Origin of the sequence: Idiomarina aquatica (genome assembly GCF_003987185.1) — a bacterium.
GTDB classification, from domain to species: domain Bacteria; phylum Pseudomonadota; class Gammaproteobacteria; order Enterobacterales; family Alteromonadaceae; genus Idiomarina; species Idiomarina aquatica.
This window is the reverse complement of the sequence record NZ_PIPS01000001.1, coordinates 553,796-571,582: the sequence shown is the minus strand read 5'-3', so window position 1 is coordinate 571,582 and position 17,787 is coordinate 553,796. Positions and strand designations below refer to the sequence as shown.

Genomic DNA, 17,787 nt, shown 5'->3' with positions numbered 1-17,787 from the left:
CACCTAATTCGGTAAAACACTTCGTTAATTTAGAATAATCAATCAAGTTCTGGAGTTATTGATGACCATTGCCAACCGACTGTACGCGGGTTTTGCCTTTATTATCCTGCTGTTAGTGGCCACCACCATTATTGGTACGTACCAGGTAGATGAGATAAACACGACGTTGACGCGCGTAAACGATGTTGGCAGTGAAAAACAACGTTATGCGATTAATTTTCGCGGTTCGGTGCACGACCGTGCCATTGCGCTGCGTGATTTGGTGCTGACCGAACGCGAGAGCCAGCGCGATGAGTTTCGGGCGCTGGTGGATGACCTGAAAGCCGACTACGCTGACGCTGAGCGCGGCATGGCGGAGATATTTTCTAATCCCAAATACGTCAACAGCCAGGAGAAACAGCTGATAGAACGTATTGAGGAAATCCAGCAGCAGGCGCTGGCCACCACCGTCGAAGTTGAACGGTTGCTCGCCAATGGTCAGCGTCAACAGGCGCAGGACTATGTGCTCAGTGATTTATCACCGGCCTACGCGGAGTGGCTGAATCGCATTAATGATTTTATTAATTATGAAGAAGCGGCCATTGCTGACGGGGTAGACTCGGTGCTGGAGCGCAGTAACAGCTTTACTACCTTGATGTGGATTGTCACAGTGTTGGCTATTGTTGCCGGCGCCGCGGTAAGTTTCTTTATCGTGCAGCGGCTGACCCACACTATTGGTGGTGAACCTGAGGACGCCGTTGAGATCCTTGAGCGCATCGCCGACGGTGACCTGACGGTGTCGACCCGCTCTAAGTACGAAGGTTCGATGATGGCGCAGGTAAATCGCATGGCTCAGCAGTTGCAGCGCTTGGTCAGAGAAGTGTCAGAGTCGTCGGAGCGCTTGCTCAGCTCGTCAAATGAACTGTCGGAAACGGCCCGCAACAACTCCGAACTGGTGATTAACCAGCAGGACGAAACCACCCAGGGTGCCGCGGCGATTAATCAGATGTCGCAGACGGTCAGCGAAGTAGCACGCCACACCAATGAAGCCGCGCAACTGGCTGATGAAACCGACCGTGAAACCCAGGCCGGCAGCCGTGAAGTGGAATCGACCATTCGTTCGATTGAGTCGCTGGCGCACGAAGTGGAAAACGCCGCGGTTGTGATTACCCAGTTAAGTGACAACACCGAAGAAATTACCAAAGTGTTGGAAGTGATCGAAGGCATCGCCGACCAGACCAACTTATTGGCACTGAACGCCGCCATCGAAGCCGCCCGCGCCGGAGAGCACGGCCGTGGCTTCTCGGTGGTTGCCGACGAAGTACGCGCGCTGGCGAACCGCACGCAGGAATCGACCCGCAGTATTCAATCGTTGATTGAAACCATGAAAGGCAGCGCCGGCGAAGCCGTCACCGTAATGGACCGCGGTCAGCAACAAGCCGCCGACAGTGTCGAACAAGCACGCCGCGCCGGCAAATCGCTGCAGACGGTTAATGAATCGGTACAGCGCATGACCGATATGAACGCCCAGATAGCCACCGCAGCGGAAGAGCAAAGCTCCGTCGCCGATGAAATTAACGAAAACTTCCACAAGATCACGCAAGCCACCGAACAGTCCGCCGCCGGCTCCGAGCAAGTCAGCGAAGCCAGCCGCGAACTGCACGAACTGGCAAAACGCCTAAGCGAACGCGTACATCGCTTCAAGGTCGCGTAAATCTGCATAAGTTTTACGCGAATGATCTGAAAGCACTTGATATAACGGCCCAAAACCCCTAGTATAGCGGCCGTTCCGGAGAGGTGTCCGAGTGGCTGAAGGAGCACGCCTGGAAAGTGTGTATACCGAAAGGTATCGAGGGTTCGAATCCCTCTCTCTCCGCCAAGATTCCAAAAACCGCCCCCGTGGCGGTTTTTTTGTGTCCTCATATTGGGGTAATTTCGCGGGCGCATTCGTGTAGCCCGTCGCGCATTTTGCAACGCCGCGCCGAAAAAACTGAAACAGTCTACCGAGCAGCTTCATACATTAGGTAGCTGATACACTCGCTCAGACGCTCATAGGTATTTGAAAAAGCGTCCGCCTCTGTAAGGTCTATGTCTTGCATACCAACGCCTTCTTCACGACCACAAAAGTCGGCTAAAAAGGTTTTCTCCGCGATAAATTCGCCAAGCTCAATCTCGTTACTACTAAATCGTTTAATGGCTTTTAAACGGAGTATAGGGGTATTCTCTGAATTAAATGTGAAAGAGGGGGATAGTAATATCTCTAACCCGAGAAACTCGATGGAAAAACTTTGCCCGTTAGAGCTGTTCTTGGTTATGCTGGTACTATTAAAAACCTTTGAAAATTGAGGCTGGTTTTTTGTTTCACAAAGTCTCTCAAATAGTAAATCAAGCGTCTTCTGCAAGTCGTCAGAACGAAGGTTTAAGTTTCTTATGTGTTCCAAATATTGACCCATGTTAATCTCCCTTTATTAATAGATTGGCTAGCCTTCTAAACCGTATAATAAGTCACCAAAATATTAAAGGTTAGTGCCATGAATAAGGATGGTTTGTATACATTAATAGCTCTTATCGTAATTTTTGCGTTAGGTAGCGCTATTGCATTGTCGGAGAGTAGCCCAGAACATTGGTATGGCTTTATATCAGCATTTGCTACCGTCGTTTTAGCCGTCACGGCAATAGCGGGCTTAAATACGTGGCGGAAACAGGCTCATTATCAATCAACTCTTGCTACAGCTAAAGATGCCATCCCACGTGCCTATAGGTGCAAACTCCTGTTAGAAGCCGTTCAGCCGGACTTCGCGAGTCTTAGTCAACCTGATGAGGATCTTATTGATAGGCTCTTCAATAACACTCAGCTATGCGACGCTGCGTGCAATGAGCTATTGTCGAGCTTATCCGTAATGGACGAAGATCATCTTGCGGAAGCCGAAAAGCTTGTAAGAAACTTCAGTAGTTTTCAGGAGAACTTGAGAGGTATTGTTGACATTGACCTCAGACAAGCAAGAGGCCAACTAGAACGACACTCTCTTTTCGCCGATGCAATGTTAGCTATAAAAGAAGCTCAAATAGACGAGGCCAACACTCATCTGCAATTCGCAATAACCCGAACTCGCATTATTTATGAAGGCCTCAAGAAAATAACATTGAAGCGATGACTGCTAATAGCTCATCGCTTCCTGCTTTAAACACTCCAAATAGCCGCCATATTCTCGACCGCCAGCCGATGAGCCTCTTTAATTTCCGCCTTGGTGCAATCGGTCATAACGCCTGTTCCGTCGTTAGCCAATGACCACGGAATAATCACGGTATCCGGCTCATCAGAAGCAGCTGTGAGCGCGTTAACCATGCGACTCATGCTCGCTTCGTCGGCATCGAACTCCTTCCCGGATTGTGTTGTAACGACAGCATTATCTAGCTGCTCCTGCCGTGACTGCTTAAATTGCTCAGTCGTAGGCATGAACTCAACGTCAAAGGTTTCATCCTCCTCGTTGTAGTTCAAAGCCTGCTTAGCCTCGGCTTCGCCAGGGAACGCATAATAGTGGGTGTTTGAAGCAAAAGCAGGCAAAGGGCGGTCTGGGCTAACCTCTGACAATCCCTTAATACGTTCGTGGCTGATCGCATAGTAATTAAGATCATTATATTGCGCTGCCGTTATCTCGTTTCCCATCTCGTCATAGCGCGCTCGCGCTGTCGGAATAACACCAATTAGCTTGATCATGTTATGCCTCCAAAGTGGTTAGGGCTATGCCCTCAGAGTCAGAAGTTTCTCGGCAAGCAAGAAAAGCATCTAATGTGCTATATACTCCACTGGAAGGTTGAGAAGCCCCAAAGCCACCACCTGAGAACGAGATTCGTGAGAGCACCTTTGGGGGTAGAGCACCCGTAACAGTATGTACTTTTTTGCCGTCAATGAAGTAAGTAGCACCCGCAGGCCCTATCGTAATCAAGACTTTATGCCTGCCCTTAGAAAACTCCGGGAATGAATAGCTGCCCTGGCTAACTCCGCCACTTCTGACTACGATAGTTGATCTAGTGATGTATGCTGTATCATCAAAAGTGTCTCCAACCCCTAAAATGGCAGAATCTGCAAAGTCGTAGAAAAAATCAAAGAGTAATGTTAAAGCAGGCGGGCTCAAGGATAATGAGTGAATTGCTCCTATTGCCCCCCTAGTCATCTGAGTGGCTCCAGTCGGCTGGTAAGGTGCCGGATACCCAGGGTTACACTGTAGTGCAGCGCAATAAATACCACTTATACCATCGCCAGTGTACTGGCTATCGCCGTTTACTGATGGGTATACCACCAATGCTGCATTGTTTTGTGAAGCAATCCCAGTAATATCGACCCTCAAGAAGCCGGAGGCTAGTTTTTTTACTTTATATGGCATATCACCAGATACCACATAACCAGTGGTTAGATCCAAGTAACAGCTAAAGCGGTTATCAAGGTTGTTTACTAACAGTCTCGCCTCTGTCCTTTCGGACGGTGCGATAAAAACAGTAAAAGAGTACCTCTCACCAATGGTAGTTGTTATTGTTTGATACAGAAAATGATTCGCATCAACAGCATCATTCTCAACAAGCTTGCTAGCCTGTAATGTTCCTAGTGGGGAGTCAAACACGCTAGGAGTTACCGTAAGGGATGACCGTGTGTAAACACTCTGCGTAAAATCCTCACTATGCTCCACTAGGTTAGTAGTTCCCGGCGCAGTTTGTAGCCCTAAGCATTCGCCCGTTTCTGGATCGTAGACAATCGCTGGCTGGTTAACGCCAGCGGTTTGAATAGTCCTGTCCGCCGCGATGCCGGTAATACCGTCGGGCGATGTGTAGGTTATACCTTCGGCAACGCTGGTGGCTATCTTTGAAAGGCCAACCGTCTTAACTACTCGGTCTTCAGTAAATTTGCCGAGAAATACAGCGTCACGCTCTAACTTGGCCATGGCTCTTCGGCGAAGTATTGCCAATGAGTTAGATGAAATCGCCTGTTCGTTGCTTTCACCCTTTTGTTTTACCGGCGCAAAATCCTGTAATCGTACGGCATCATCATCATCCTGAGGCTCTGCGGTCTTAACTGTGCCGTTTTCCGAACGCTTCACTGACGAGCCCGGCTCTGGGGCAACACTGGCCGTGTTAATCTGCTCTTCCCCGATTTGTATTAGTCGGCGGACATCATCGGCCAAAGTTTTAAATTCGCCGAGAGACGGTGCCACAGTTGCACGCTGCCCGGATGCCGGACCAAACTCCCAGTTGTCGAATAGTTCGATTGTCTTGACACCTGAGTCGGTCACGAAGGTTCGCTTTATTTCCATGATGTGTGCGGAGCCAACCATGATCCAGCTGTTCGCACGAATTGCTGCGATGTCTTCGCCGCTTTGAACCGTGATTAAATTAGAGCCGTTGGTCGCGGTGACCGACGCTGCTGTCCAAAGAGTACTCATGCTTCCTCCGTAATGAGTGACAGGCTTTGTGAGCCATTAGGATAAATAGGTAAGTTGTGCTCGACTTCGAGCCTGTATGTTCGATTTGAAGCCGTCTGAAGGTTATCTGTGTAGGTGAATGAACCGCTAAGTTGCCAGTTCTCGATATGCTCAGGCCCTTCATCCAAACAGTTATAAGATCCACTCACGTTCTGAGTAGCGACTAGTATTTCTCCGCCGGCTGTTTCACGATAAAGCCGCATTGTTCCTGTTGGCGCTGATGGCGCTGGATAAGGGCAATTACCTGAAACAAGCCCAGTGCTTCTAGCAGCGCTAATTGAGCATTTAATCTCTATCAAACCGCCGTTAGACCCGAAAGGACCTACAGTCACGTCAGTATTGCCGAGTTGAGTGGATTGCACTGCGTTTTTTAATGTACCCGCGGTGATTGAGCCGCCAAAGTAGGAGTCACCAGCGTCACTGAAGTACTGAAGTGCGTTCGCTTTTGTGAGTCCATCAAATTTCACGAGTTTATTCGTTTCATCGTACGTGTAGCTGTTGCGCGGCCCCTTCCATTCCAGCAAGTTGTTTGGGCCAAAAGGGGTGGCAGTTTGGATGCTCATGTAGTTGCTACCAACGAGTTCGACTCGTCCCGATTTGATGACAGGCGAGTTTAGCTCGGTGCCGGCAATAAAGCGGTCACCTGCAATGGTCCCGGTGGCAACCATGCTACCGTTAATTTGTAGAGCGACCTGATCCCAACCATTGTTTTCGGGGTTGCGCTGACGAGCGGATGAATCTGAGCCGTCAGTGAGCGTCTGGACAAAGATATCGCCCGGAATCGGGTTGCGACCTGTTAACGCATGAAAGCGGGAGTAACCTTGGCTCCAGTTAATCGTGTCGTAGCGAGCACCAAAAAAACCTGGTCCTGTTGCACCGTCGTTGCCGGCTGGTCCCTGCGGGCCTTGCGGCCCCTGCGCTCCATCTTCGCCACGAAAACGTGACCAGGTGTAGTCAGATGGGTCGTTCGATTCGGTGGCTGTGGTCTTGTTTGTAGCGATACCGATGTACTTCGTGTTGCTGTTCGGAACTTGGTACATGCCGGAGCCGTCAGCGCTATCAGAGTACGCAATCCATGTGTACGTTGTCTGGCCGTCTTCGCCGGGCGGTCCTTGAACGCCGTCGGTGCCGTCTTCACCCCGGAAGCGTGACCAGGTGTAATCAGATGGGTCGTTCGATTCCGTTGGGCTTGTCTTGTTATAGGCTAAGCCCATGTAAAACTTCCCATCAGGCTGATTGCTGATCCCATTTCCATTGATGTCATCGGCATAACGGATCCAGGTGTAATAAACTTGCCCATCTGCTCCAGGCTCCCCGGGCACGCCTTGCGGACCAACCGGCCCCTCAGGTCCTTGTGGTCCGGGTGGGCCTTGCTCACCATCGAGTCCCCGAATATCGTCTTCAGTCGTGACGGTAAAGCCATCGCCAAGTACGAGCCTAGCTCTCAAGTATGCAACACCCTCATCCGTATCGTAATGAAGCAGCATATTGCCTTGCGTGTCTTCCCACTGAAATACATCACCGCGGAAGCTGATCGCATTCTGTGAGCCGCCAAAGGTCACACCGGTTAGAACCGCTCGGCCATTTTGTACCTGTTCGACTCCGAGAAACGCATAAGCCTCGTAGGCTTCAAGTGTCTCGTTATAACTTGCATTAAGCTCAAGCTGAGCCCTGGCAAATTCCTCCTGATCACCGACTCGAGCGCCAAGAACCTGTAGTGCACGAGCATTGCCATCAATAGTCGTTTCAGCCAGCGCAAGTCGCTGAGCTTGTGCTTCAATCGCCTTACCGTCTTGCTGAGTGATCGACTCTAAATTTTGAATGCTTCGGGCAAGCGAGCCCGAAGGCCCTGTAATCGCTTGTAGCTCCTCGATCGCCAGCGAGAAACGAACGTCTTTGTCGAGCTGGTTAAAACGATACAGCCCAAAATCTACAGCGGACTGTAGGTCTTCAAGAATGTTTGAATCCAATCCCTCGCGGGTTGAGGACGTCGATAATGCCTGACTACGAATTCTCCCATCTTGCGCATCGAGCTTATTCTCTACCGTAGTGAACTGCTGACTGATGGCTTCACCATCTTCATTGAGACGCTGATCCAGGCTCGCTACATAACTGGTGAATGTACCCTCGTAGCCATCGATGAATAATGCAGCATCATTGGCTTTCTCAATAAGTCCATTCTCATCTATTGCCTGGTAAGTGACTTTCATTGTCGCGTATGCTTCGATGCCGTTCAGCACACTCTCGACGTTGGTTCGTGTCACGCCTTCTTGCGTCCAGGTTTCAACGTCAACTTTGTCTGCGACTTCCCCTGATAACGCATCAATGCGAGAGCTTGCGGTAACAACTTGCGCCTGAATGTTCGTTAAATCCTGAAGCGCTGCATCTGGCTTGCCGATACTTAATGACTTGAGTTCAAATGTATCTGTATTGTCCTGGCCGAGCGTGATTCGCAGTGCTTTAATATCGCCGTGGTATGAATTTAGTGCTGTGAAATCAACGATCCGAATGACATCGGTATCCAATACCTCAATAGGCTCTATGATGCCCGGATACGATTCTGTTGAGTCATCAGTGAAAGTGACCACGATATTACCAAGCCAGTTTTCACCAGCGGTCCGTCTGACACTCATTCGAATAACCGGGTACTCCTGACCGCTATAAGCAAGCTCTGAGTTTGTAATGTCGCCGATTTCAAGTAAGACACGGTTAACGCCTGGCGTTATAGTCCCAGTGACAGCTGTCCACCCTTGGGCACTGTCGAAGAAGTTAAACGCATGCGCTGGCTCAAGTGCGGCGATTGAATCCGCGACAATTGCAGTGGCTCGCTGATCGATAACACCGGGGAGTAAATTAATTTCAGCGCCAAGCTGTGTTACGCGCTGTTCATTGAAGGTAAGCCGCTCTACCGTGGCGTTGATTTCGCCGGCAACACCATCGAGTCGCAACTGTGCCTCAGAAAAGCGGTTATCCGTGTACTCAAAGGCTCTGTTAGTGATCGTGCCGGTAACAGGGTCAACATCGAGAACCGCACCAATTAATTCTTCACCTCGCTCGATACGGCGGCGCAACTCATTACGTGAAGCTGCAGCGTCTATAATGCTTCTAAGAACTGTCGCATCGTTGCGTTCACGCTCAAATAATTCGTTACTGAAACGGACATTGATTTCTTGGGCGTTGTCATTCACCAACTGTTGCAAATCCGTAAATTCGTTTTCAACGAAGCTCTGGAAATTGCTGTCGACCTCATCAAGCCGGTTGGTATAGGTTTCAATAATCGGATCGACCTGCGATGTGTCCTTCGTTGTTCTAATAGTTTCATGTCGCATTGCCGACTGACCTAGTATATTAACTGTGCGGGCATAAACGTCGTGTTCGGTATCAGGTGTTAATCCCGGAATTACAATGCTCGCACCACGGCCAATAATGTTGTCCGGCGTGCCGTACGCAAACTCGAACATGGTGCCCAGGCCAATTCCGGCAAGCGTTGGTGCAAGGGTGATTTCCCAGTTGCCGGCAGTCGCACCCAGGCTCGTCGGTGGCGACGGCTCGTTCAATGTCAGCGATATGGTTGCTGGTACAGACGTGCGGTCGTAGCGGTTGCGGGCGTAGACTTCGATGCTGTACTGCCCGGCATCGAGACCGTTAATGTCTTGCTTGAGCTGTACGCTGCTGCGGGCAATAACCGGGTATTCGACAATGTCGTCACCGTCTTTGCGCACGAGCACGCGATATTCAGTCACAGCGCGTGGCGTTGGGTGCGACCAGGTAACATAACCCTGACGGTGCGTTGATACCGAGTCAACAACAAAGCTCACTGATTCAGGCGCGTCCGGGCGTGTGAAGTCTGGCAGATTCGTGTTGGGCGTCAGGTTGCCTTCAGAAGGCACCAAACTGTCACTGTAAAGCGCCGGCGATTCTTCCTCCAGTACGAGGGACACTTTCTTTGAACCAACATCAAAACCCCAGTCGGTCACAATAAATTCTTTATCAATGCCTTCGTTTGGCAGATCGACGTGCACCGTTTTTCCCGCCATGGCCAACAAGCCTTTGGCTTTGCATGGAAACTGAATACGCATCCCAGCACGGTTGCGCTCCAGGTGGTATTTCATTAAGCGCTGCGCCATGGTCGCTGAGTTGGTAAAGTTGAGCTGCAACTCGTCTTCCAGCTCCATGCCGTCGCGCTCAATGTATATTTCATTTTTTACGACGGGCGCATCGGTCGGCTGATAACCTTTTTTAGGGTCTTGGAGCGATGCTCGCACGAGGTTGCAGCGGTCTTTCAACTCACGATGCGGGGTGATGATGATTTCACCGGTTGCGTCGTTGTCCGTCAAAGTCAGCTCAGCCATGCCGTGGTAACTTGCGGTTTGCAGATAAATTTTACCGCCACGGCGATAGGGCTTGCCGCCGCATGAGCTCATAATGCGCTCAAGCACTTTCGGTGGTGACTGGTCAAACGTCCACGAGCCATTGCACGTAAAACGCTTTTCAGTCTGTTGCTGGCCATCGCTGTCAGTGTAGCTGACCATCTCATCACAAATGTTCGCCTGCTCCATAATGTGAGCTAGGTCGAACTTGTTCAGGCTGAGCTTGCGAAAGCCGTGAAAGCGCTGGTAGTCAAACGCACAAAGAATGCTGTTGTCAGACCATTCCCACGTCGCTTCATCATTGGCGCGGTGTGGGCCATCGCCGCCCACCGTGGTGTCTTTACGTGGGTCGTAAACACGCTTCCCCTTAACTTTAAATGTGATGTTCTGAAGGCCTGACGGCATTTCTTCCGGGTCGATAGGGATGGTCACGACCGCATAAGCACGCCCAAAGCCGACATGATTTTCTGTCCAGCCATCGCAATACTGAAGCGCGGTCTGGTTGGCGGTCGTCTGGTCGCCGCGCATGATGGTGTAGGTGGTGCCGGAGGGTTTAGGCTTACCGTTAACTTCGTACAGCTCCGCGGACTCAATTTGATGACCGGCCAGCGTAACGGCGACCACGTGTGCTTCTTTGTCGCCCATCTTGCGCTTGCCATAGCCTATGATAGAGCCCGACACAACGCCTTCGCCGTAAACACCCCGATGCGGTTGCAACGGCTGCGTTGTGAGCGTCTGGGCTTCATTGACTGACTCTTCAACGCCCGGCATTTCGGGCTTTAATGAACTTTGCAGCGCGACCGTGCCGATAGCAACAGCAATACCGACAACAACAGAGCTGGCCGCAAAGCCAGCAGCGACGCCCGCCGCGACGGCGGCAATAGCTGGAGGCATTAGTTAAGACTCCACGTTGCAATGACAGACTCTAGCGGCATACCCTGTAGACCACTTTCGGTAAGCGCCCAAGGCTTGTGATAAAACACGCCGGCAACTTGTTGGCCGTCCGACTCAACCGCCACGATAGCACCGCGCACCAATTTGCCGTCCGGCTCACCCAGGCGCTGGGTCAAAAGCTCAACCACGTTGGCTGCGCCTAAACTCTTCATAATGCGACGTGCACCAATAGCCGTTGTGTAATGACCACGAACGTCCTTGGCAACATCGTCACCGCCCATCGCCAAAATAGCGTTGGCCGCAAACAAACAGCAGTCGTTTTCGCCCCATTTAAACGGCGTTTTACGGGTCTTTAAAAGGAAGTTGGCCAACTCGGTCGGCCAGTCATTTTTTCGTTTCATCGCTCGCTCAGTCTCCGTACTCGTTTGGGCGAAGCACCGCCGCCGGGTCTGCCGCCGCCAACTTGTTGACCTGGCACGTCGCTATCGATGCCTTTGGCCAGCTTCTCAACTTGATCGTAAATCCGGTCGCCGGGATGGATGGCTTGCTGCGCCTCGTTGGTGATGCGGGCGTTTTGCACCGGGTTACTCCAGCGCTCATACCAATCGGTGAGCCGCAGCGTGGCAGTAAACGGCTTGCCTTTTTTGACCGACAATCCGCCATTGAAACCGTCGAATAATAGTGCACCGCCGGTGATGCGGCGCTTGTCATCGAGGCCGACTAAATGCAGTCGGGCAGTGAGGCCGGTGGGGTCTTCATTGACGATGTCGGAAAATAACGTCAGGTCATCAAACAGCATCGACACTTCAAAACCGTTGGGCGACTTACCGGCAGACTCTTTAAACTTTCCAATTTTGGCCAGCTCGCCCACGCCCAAATACACCTGGCCGTTGTAGGTTCGTTCACCGACGCCGGTATGCGCCCGCACCCAGCCGCTGGGGAACTCAAGCTCAGCGAATACCAGCTGACGCTTGGGGTCGGTGCCTAGCAGGACCTGCTCAATGCTTGGCTCGGTAAAACGGCTCATCGCAACGCCTCCTGAAAGTCGACCTGGATATTACGGAACCCCGCTTTGGTGCCAGAGAACGAGGGCAGCTTGTCCGGGTCTTTGAGCATGGCGCGCACACGTGGCCGGTTGTGGTTCAGAAAATCCCCATCCAGTGGTATGGTGATAATTTCCGGTTGGAAGTTCAGCGTGACAATGCCACTAGCGTTGCTGACCGCATCTTCGGTTAACTCGTGCAGCCGGTTGCCCAACTGAAAACGATCACCGGCTTTAGCGACCGTTTGTGACGCTGCAAAGCCCCGCGCGGTTAATTGAACGCCGTATTGGTTTGAGCCGTGCACTACCGGCGTACCGTTCCAGCTGCCTTCGTTGCTGTGTGCGGTGTCTTCGATAAAGGTCACGCCACTATGGCCACGCAGAGCCAGCAAGTGAGCGCGTAACCGGCGGCCTTCCGCTTTAGTCAGAAACGCCCAGCGCAAGGATATGTGCCACTTATCGCCGGGCTCTTCCCAAATTTCCTCAACCTGGTTATAAGGCGAAAGCATGGGTTTCGTAGCGAAGCTTATGGTAAAGCCGCTGCGTGTTGGCTCAATGTCAGGGAATAGGTTCATGCCGCGTTACTCCGTAACCGCTGCGACAACGGACCGTTGTTAGCAAAGTCGTCGTACAGCTCTTGTTTCATTTGCTCCATCATCTCGTCCATAACGCCTTCTAAACGGCTCTCGACACCTTCGGCAGCACCCCGGGCATCAATGGCGATTTGTGGTTTAAACTCGACCACTTGAGCGCCACCACGGCCACCGGCCATGTTGTCAACACGGTTAACGAGGTTTTCGAAGTTGTCGCGCTGACGCGGGTTAAGCACCATCTCGTCACGGCGCAGCATCCAGGTGCCTTCATTGGATGCCGGCACGCGCGCGATGCCGTCGTGCGCTTGTCCCTGGTAAGTTGTGCCTTTGATGGTGGTCAGTAGTTTGCCCCCCTCAGACGCAGCAGTAGCCATGGCCGGTATGTTGGTTGGGAACGGCAGGGCAAACGCATTGGATATGGCCGTTGACAGGTTCAGCACGCCCTGCGCGATAGCAAAGCCTTTGCTCACTGCAAACATCGCTTTGTAGGCGGATGACTGTTCACCGCCGAAGGCCTTAGCCAGACCCGCCATGCCGTCGAAGATTTGCTGGCCGGCATAAAGCTGGGTTTGCAACTGCTTGCGCTGAAGCTCTTCGGTTTGCTTGTCGAATAACTTCTTCGCATTGATTTTTGCCCGCTCTACCTCTTCAGTTTTGGCGATCTCAAGCTGGCCATACTTATCTATCAGCTCCAGTCTTTTGTCATACTCAGCCTGGATGCGTTGCTCCGGTGACATCAGATCGTTTTCCATTGACCCGGTCATCGAATTAAACTGCTGCTCAGTTTGCTTGTCGGCCTGTTTTTGCTCTTCTTTTTGGCGGGCGGCATCGGCCAGGCGCGCTTCGTTTAATAAGCGCTTCTCCAGCTCAGCATTGATGCCCTGAAGCTCGCCGTGCTCGATTTGGTAACGAACCCGGGCAAGCTCGGTGGTAATGTTGTGCACGTTCGCCTGCTCGCGCAGGTTGGCCAGATAGTCTTTAGCGGTCGACTGAAGCTCCTGACGCTCTTTTTCAGCATCCAGCTCTTTGGCTTTCTCAATCAGCAACTGCTTGGTAGTGGCTTCGATTTCTTTTAATGCGCCGTGCTCCACTTCATAGCGAACCTTAGCCGCTTCTGACACCTGCCCCTGAAGTTGCTTTTGTTTCTCAAGGCTTTCCAGCATTTTTTGCGCCTGCTCCTGGACAGACTTAAGGCGCATTTTTTCTTTCTCTTGCTCTGCCTGGTTATTTTGCTTTTTCTTGTCATCGATGGTGTCGGTGCGTTTGTCATTGGTTTCCACCAGCTTGTCGCGTTTTTCCGTGACTTCCTCAATGAGCAGCTTTAACTCTTCAAGCTCCCGGCGCATTTGTCCGCTGCGAAGCTCCGGCGAAGTGCCACGTGCACCGGCGTAGATATTTTGTTCGCCACTGGTTACCTTTTTCTCAAGCTCTTCTTTTTTCTTTACCAGTCCATCGAGGTGCGCATTCAACTTGTCCAGTTCGTTACCAGCCGCTTGTTGGTCTGCTTTGAGCTGGTCCACCGTTTTGGTAATGGCGTCTGATAAGGTGTAAAGCGAGTCAGAGTATTCGAACGTGTCTTCAGCGGCTTCTTTAGCACGCCCGCCAAAGGTCATCAATGCCAGGCCACCAGTAATAAGTAGACCCGGCCAACCACCCAACAAACGTAAAACACCACCGCCAATGCGACCCAGCATACTCATACGACCGGCAAGCGCTGCTGTTGCGGCTGCATTGGCGGTTTGCGCCGCCGTGACGCGCGCGTTTGCTGCCGTTAGCGCGGTTTGTGCGGCGGTGTAGCGGTTGGTTGCCGCGGTTGCAGCCGTCAGTCCGGCGGTTGAGGTACGAAACGCTGCCGCCTTGTTCAATTCAAATTGTGCGGTGCGCTGCGCCGCTACCGCCTGCTGATATTCCGCCTGAAGCGAGCGCTGTTTGGCCACCAGTGATCGGGTTTCTTCCTGGGTGGCACGTGCACGTGCCACGATATAGGCACCGAGCATACCGGTCAGTGAGCCAACGCCCGCAATCAGAGTGCCTTGCAATGCGGTGGCAAGGGTCTGGGCATTATTGGCCGCAAACTCCATCGCGGCAGATTGTGCGTTTAACAGCGGGGTCAACGCATCATCAATCGGATCTTCGAAGGCGTTAGCCATGGCGTAATAGCTGTTGCGGTTACGCTGTATCTTTGAATTGATATTGTCGTAAGTGGACTCGGCAGCGCCTTCCCACTTTTTCAGCGCCTGGATCAACGTCGTTTTGAAAAACTCCGAGGTCACTTGGCCCTCATTGACCATCCGGCGGAAGCCACCTTCACCGGCACCGGATGCCTTGTCCATGGCTTGCAGCAATGATGGCAACGACTCAACGGTTTGGTTTAGCTCTTCAGCACGCACAACCGGCGAGGCCAGTGCTTGTGATAAGCCGTACATGACTTGCTGCACCTGCGAGGATGTCGCCCCCAAGCCCGCCGCTGCATCGTTAATGCCGAGCATGATTTCGCGGGTCTCGGCACCGGTGACAATGCCGCCGCTTTGAAGCGCCAACAAGCGCGCATAAGAGTCGGTTAAAACCAGTATGTCACGGCTCTGGCGCTCAGCCGTTTCGCTGATAAAGCTTTGCGCCTCGGCAAACTCTTCAGATGAGCCGGTCAGGTTGCGAAGACGAACCTCCGCATCCTGCATTTTGCCGGCGGCGCTGGTCAGGTTGGTGGCCATGTTCTGGAGTTGGGTGACACCGAAGTACGTCGTAATGGCAATGCCGGCAGTGCGAAGTGCACCGCCCATGGCCGTGCTTTTCCGTGTTACCTGGTCAAAGCCACGCGATGCGGCTTGAGAGCTTGCGCCGGATGCGCGCAGTTCGCCATTTAACACCCGGTTCTGGGCGCTGGCTTTACTGAGTGCATTGACCAGGTCTGAGGATTCACCCTTAAGGCGTATCATCAAGCTTAAATCGTTACTCACGCGCTCTCCTCGTTAATCGCATCGCTGTAGTAAGCGGTTAGCGTGCGCAGATTCTGATAATCGGTTGGGTTTATCTCGATACCGCGCATTCGTGCATCCGCTTCTACGGCCACCACATCCAGCCCTAAACAAAAATGCTGGTTCCAGCGCAGCAGGTCATACACCTGAAAGAACCATTCAACCGCCGGATAACAGGCGTTTAACACCTCAATCTCATCACTGCTGGCGGCGCTCATGCGCTGTTTTTCTATCAGCTCTTTCGGAGCTCCCGCAGCTTCCATCTGCTTGATAAACGCCGCGTCTTCTTTCGGGTCGGCGGCGTTTCCTTTAGCAAGCTGATGGGCCACGGACTCTAGTTTTTTGCTTCAGCCCCTATCAGTACTTTTAGAAATGCCTGGTAAATGGCCGAGGTGTAATAGGGCACTTCGGTCACTTCGCGGATCGTTTCTTCAGCGGTATCGATGTCTTCTTTGGTCTCACCGATACCGACAATCACATGACGCATCAGCGCTTCTTCACCCAGCGCCTGAATGCGATTAAATTCAGAGCGGGTGATGTAGCGAAACCGACAAAAGAAGTCGTGCTTTTCGGTTTTACCGCCATCCTGAGGAACGTCGGCAGTCACCGGCCAGGTAATTTCATTAACGCGTTTAAACTTAAAACCCATGTCTATTTCTCCCTGTTAGCCGGTGACTACGCGGTCACCAGCGTTTCATCTTGAATAACCCGGAACGGGCAGTCGAACGTCAGTACACCGTCTTTATCGCCGTAGGTTGGCTTACCTAACTGGATGGCCGCACTGGCGATGGTGACGATGTTGCCAGCGACTGTACCGTGCACCAGTGTCAGTGGCATGGTGGCCCCGGCAACATAGATAGAGGTTGGATCAAAGTCGGCGTGTGCGGGCGCTTCAAACACAATCTTGCCGTCTTGCTTCCAGTCGGTGATGTATACCTGCTCAGACTTGGTGTTTTCGCTGTAAATGACTTCGTTCTTACCGTCGAGCTCAAATTCGTGCATTGACAACTCAGTGCTGTCCAGCGTCATGGTGGTGTGCTTAGCACCGACCGTGGCCGGAATTTGCCAGCCGCTAAAGTCAGCTTCCGGGATACTTTCACCCGCTAAGCCACCAAACAGACCGGTGAACTCAAACTCAATCTTGGGCACTTCGCCAATTTTGGCGATGTATTTATAGGTGCCTTGCGCGCCCAACACTTTGTGATTCACACCATCGATATAGGCGTGAAGCGTCACGTCTTTCTCGGTGTTGTCGTCAATACGCTCGTACGTCACTTCGGTGGTACCGACGGTCTCACTAAAGCCGCAGGCCTGAAGCACCGTTGTGTAATTGGCCGGCGTAATCGGGTCGCTGCCGCCGGTCAGCTCAACTGAGAACGTCACTTTGCAGTGCTTACCCACGACCAGAAACTTGTTATTGCCCGGGCGACCGTTGTCGAACTCACGGTCCACTTCCGTCGCTTCAATCGGCGTGACTTCCAAATCCATTGTCTGCATGGCTTTGGGTGTCACCGCATTGTCGATAATGTGATCTTCGCCGTAACCGCCGCCATCTTGTAGCGCGGCCAGCAACAGGCGTTTTTTCGTCTTACGAGACATGGTCTTGTCCTCTGAATGTGAAGCGGCTGCGGTACTGCTCTAACCAAAAGGCCGCTGTTTTGCTAAATGACACAATGCGGCCCTGGTCAAACAGCAAGGCCTCATAAGTTTCGCTTGGCTCCCAGCCTAAAAGATGCCGGCGAACGTGAACTTTCAGCGACTCCATGCGCTCAATGGCATCACTGCCCAGGCGATCGTTAATGCTGCGACAGGCAATCACTACACCGACGCCGGTCGTAATGGGCTGCTGAAATTGATAAGTGTTCAGCTGGTCAGCTGCGCCCCGGTCCGTCATCGGAATAACGAAGGCTGTGTCCGCCGCAATACGGTTATTTTTGATGACCGAGTCGAGATTTGTGGCGGACTCGATATGCTGAAACACCGGCTGGCCATCCAGCGTGAGTGCTTTCAGTCGCTGCTCAATCAACTCGCGCATCATCAGATAAAGCCTTTTGATTTGTCGCGGTTAAACACATTGCCACCTGACTGAATATCCGGCAGGTCGGTCGAGCTTGGGGCGCTATTGTCCGTGTTGACGCCAAGCGTCACCTCGCCACGACCCACCGATTTTAAAAAGGCAATCGCGGTGTCGTATCGCTTAGTGACGACCTCAGGCGCATCGTTGTCGTACAGCTTATAGCGGGCTATATCTGCACACAGCGAGGTCAGCACACTGGGAACCGGATTCAGGGGCAGGTTATAACGGCCATGCAAATAACCATCAATGAGCGCCGAGGCGTCATCGACTGCATGTTGAGCAACCACATCGGAGACAGAGCCTGTCCCGTCGCGGTCCGTCAGCGCCATCAGCTCACGTTCACCAAAACGCGCCACAAGGTCAGTCACTAAGCAATAACTCAT

Annotated in this window: 15 protein-coding genes and 1 tRNA gene; 3 read left to right on the top strand and 13 right to left on the bottom strand. The window is 52.2% G+C overall.

The window, feature by feature from the left end:
* The first annotated feature begins 61 nt into the window (after positions 1 to 61).
* Positions 62 to 1,693, top strand: coding sequence for a methyl-accepting chemotaxis protein (locus tag CWE23_RS02840; protein WP_105305907.1), 1,632 nt, complete (start codon positions 62 to 64; stop codon positions 1,691 to 1,693).
* Between the two features lie 77 nt (positions 1,694 to 1,770).
* Positions 1,771 to 1,858: transfer RNA gene (locus CWE23_RS02835), tRNA-Ser, on the top strand.
* A 121-nt stretch (positions 1,859 to 1,979) separates the two neighbouring features.
* Here the strand turns inward: CWE23_RS02835 and CWE23_RS02830 are convergent.
* On the bottom strand, positions 1,980 to 2,432 hold the full coding sequence (locus CWE23_RS02830) for a hypothetical protein (RefSeq protein WP_126819366.1): 453 nt from the start codon (positions 2,430 to 2,432) through the stop codon (positions 1,980 to 1,982).
* Between the two features lie 78 nt (positions 2,433 to 2,510).
* Between CWE23_RS02830 and CWE23_RS02825 the strand changes: the two genes are divergently transcribed.
* A complete protein-coding gene (locus tag CWE23_RS02825; RefSeq protein ID WP_126819364.1) occupies positions 2,511 to 3,134 on the top strand; it encodes a hypothetical protein in 624 nt (207 codons plus the stop codon).
* 26 nt (positions 3,135 to 3,160) lie between these two features.
* Here CWE23_RS02825 and CWE23_RS02820 read toward each other — a convergent pair whose 3' ends face one another.
* The 12 genes from CWE23_RS02820 to CWE23_RS02765 are packed head-to-tail and all read right to left on the bottom strand — an operon-like array spanning position 3,161 to position 17,787.
* Positions 3,161 to 3,697, bottom strand: coding sequence for a hypothetical protein (locus tag CWE23_RS02820; RefSeq protein WP_126819363.1), 537 nt, complete (start codon positions 3,695 to 3,697; stop codon positions 3,161 to 3,163).
* 1 nt (position 3,698) lies between these two features.
* Entirely contained in the window at positions 3,699 to 5,414 is a 1,716-nt protein-coding gene (locus CWE23_RS02815) for a phage head spike fiber domain-containing protein (RefSeq protein ID WP_126819362.1), read from the bottom strand.
* A complete protein-coding gene (locus CWE23_RS02810) occupies positions 5,411 to 10,717 on the bottom strand; it encodes a phage tail protein (RefSeq protein WP_126819360.1) in 5,307 nt (1,768 codons plus the stop codon). Before CWE23_RS02810 ends, CWE23_RS02815 begins: the two co-directional genes overlap by 4 nt.
* Positions 10,717 to 11,118: a DUF6950 family protein gene (locus tag CWE23_RS02805; protein ID WP_126819359.1), complete on the bottom strand. Its 402-nt coding sequence runs from the start codon at positions 11,116 to 11,118 to the stop codon at positions 10,717 to 10,719. The genes CWE23_RS02810 and CWE23_RS02805 overlap by 1 nt, the downstream gene beginning before the upstream one ends.
* The gene (locus CWE23_RS02800; protein ID WP_126819357.1) at positions 11,115 to 11,744 is read right to left on the bottom strand and encodes a hypothetical protein; all 630 of its coding nucleotides are present in this window, start codon (positions 11,742 to 11,744) and stop codon (positions 11,115 to 11,117) included. The genes CWE23_RS02805 and CWE23_RS02800 overlap by 4 nt, the downstream gene beginning before the upstream one ends.
* Positions 11,741 to 12,334 (bottom strand): hypothetical protein, encoded by a 594-nt coding sequence (locus CWE23_RS02795; RefSeq protein ID WP_126819356.1) that lies wholly within the window; start codon positions 12,332 to 12,334, stop codon positions 11,741 to 11,743. Before CWE23_RS02795 ends, CWE23_RS02800 begins: the two co-directional genes overlap by 4 nt.
* Positions 12,331 to 15,309 carry a tape measure protein gene (locus CWE23_RS02790; RefSeq protein ID WP_126819354.1) on the bottom strand — a complete coding sequence of 993 codons (2,979 nt, stop codon included), beginning with the start codon at positions 15,307 to 15,309 and terminating at the stop codon, positions 12,331 to 12,333. The genes CWE23_RS02795 and CWE23_RS02790 overlap by 4 nt, the downstream gene beginning before the upstream one ends.
* Positions 15,306 to 15,656, bottom strand: coding sequence for a hypothetical protein (locus tag CWE23_RS02785; protein ID WP_126819352.1), 351 nt, complete (start codon positions 15,654 to 15,656; stop codon positions 15,306 to 15,308). Before CWE23_RS02785 ends, CWE23_RS02790 begins: the two co-directional genes overlap by 4 nt.
* Before the next feature lie 5 nt (positions 15,657 to 15,661).
* Complete coding sequence (locus CWE23_RS02780) at positions 15,662 to 15,976, bottom strand: hypothetical protein (protein WP_126819350.1); 315 nt, start codon at positions 15,974 to 15,976, stop codon at positions 15,662 to 15,664.
* A gap of 26 nt (positions 15,977 to 16,002) precedes the next feature.
* Entirely contained in the window at positions 16,003 to 16,926 is a 924-nt protein-coding gene (locus tag CWE23_RS02775) for a hypothetical protein (RefSeq protein ID WP_126819349.1), read from the bottom strand.
* A complete protein-coding gene (locus CWE23_RS02770) occupies positions 16,916 to 17,365 on the bottom strand; it encodes a phage tail terminator protein (RefSeq protein ID WP_126819347.1) in 450 nt (149 codons plus the stop codon). The genes CWE23_RS02775 and CWE23_RS02770 overlap by 11 nt, the downstream gene beginning before the upstream one ends.
* Complete coding sequence (locus tag CWE23_RS02765) at positions 17,365 to 17,787, bottom strand: gp436 family protein (RefSeq protein ID WP_110012708.1); 423 nt, start codon at positions 17,785 to 17,787, stop codon at positions 17,365 to 17,367. The genes CWE23_RS02770 and CWE23_RS02765 overlap by 1 nt, the downstream gene beginning before the upstream one ends.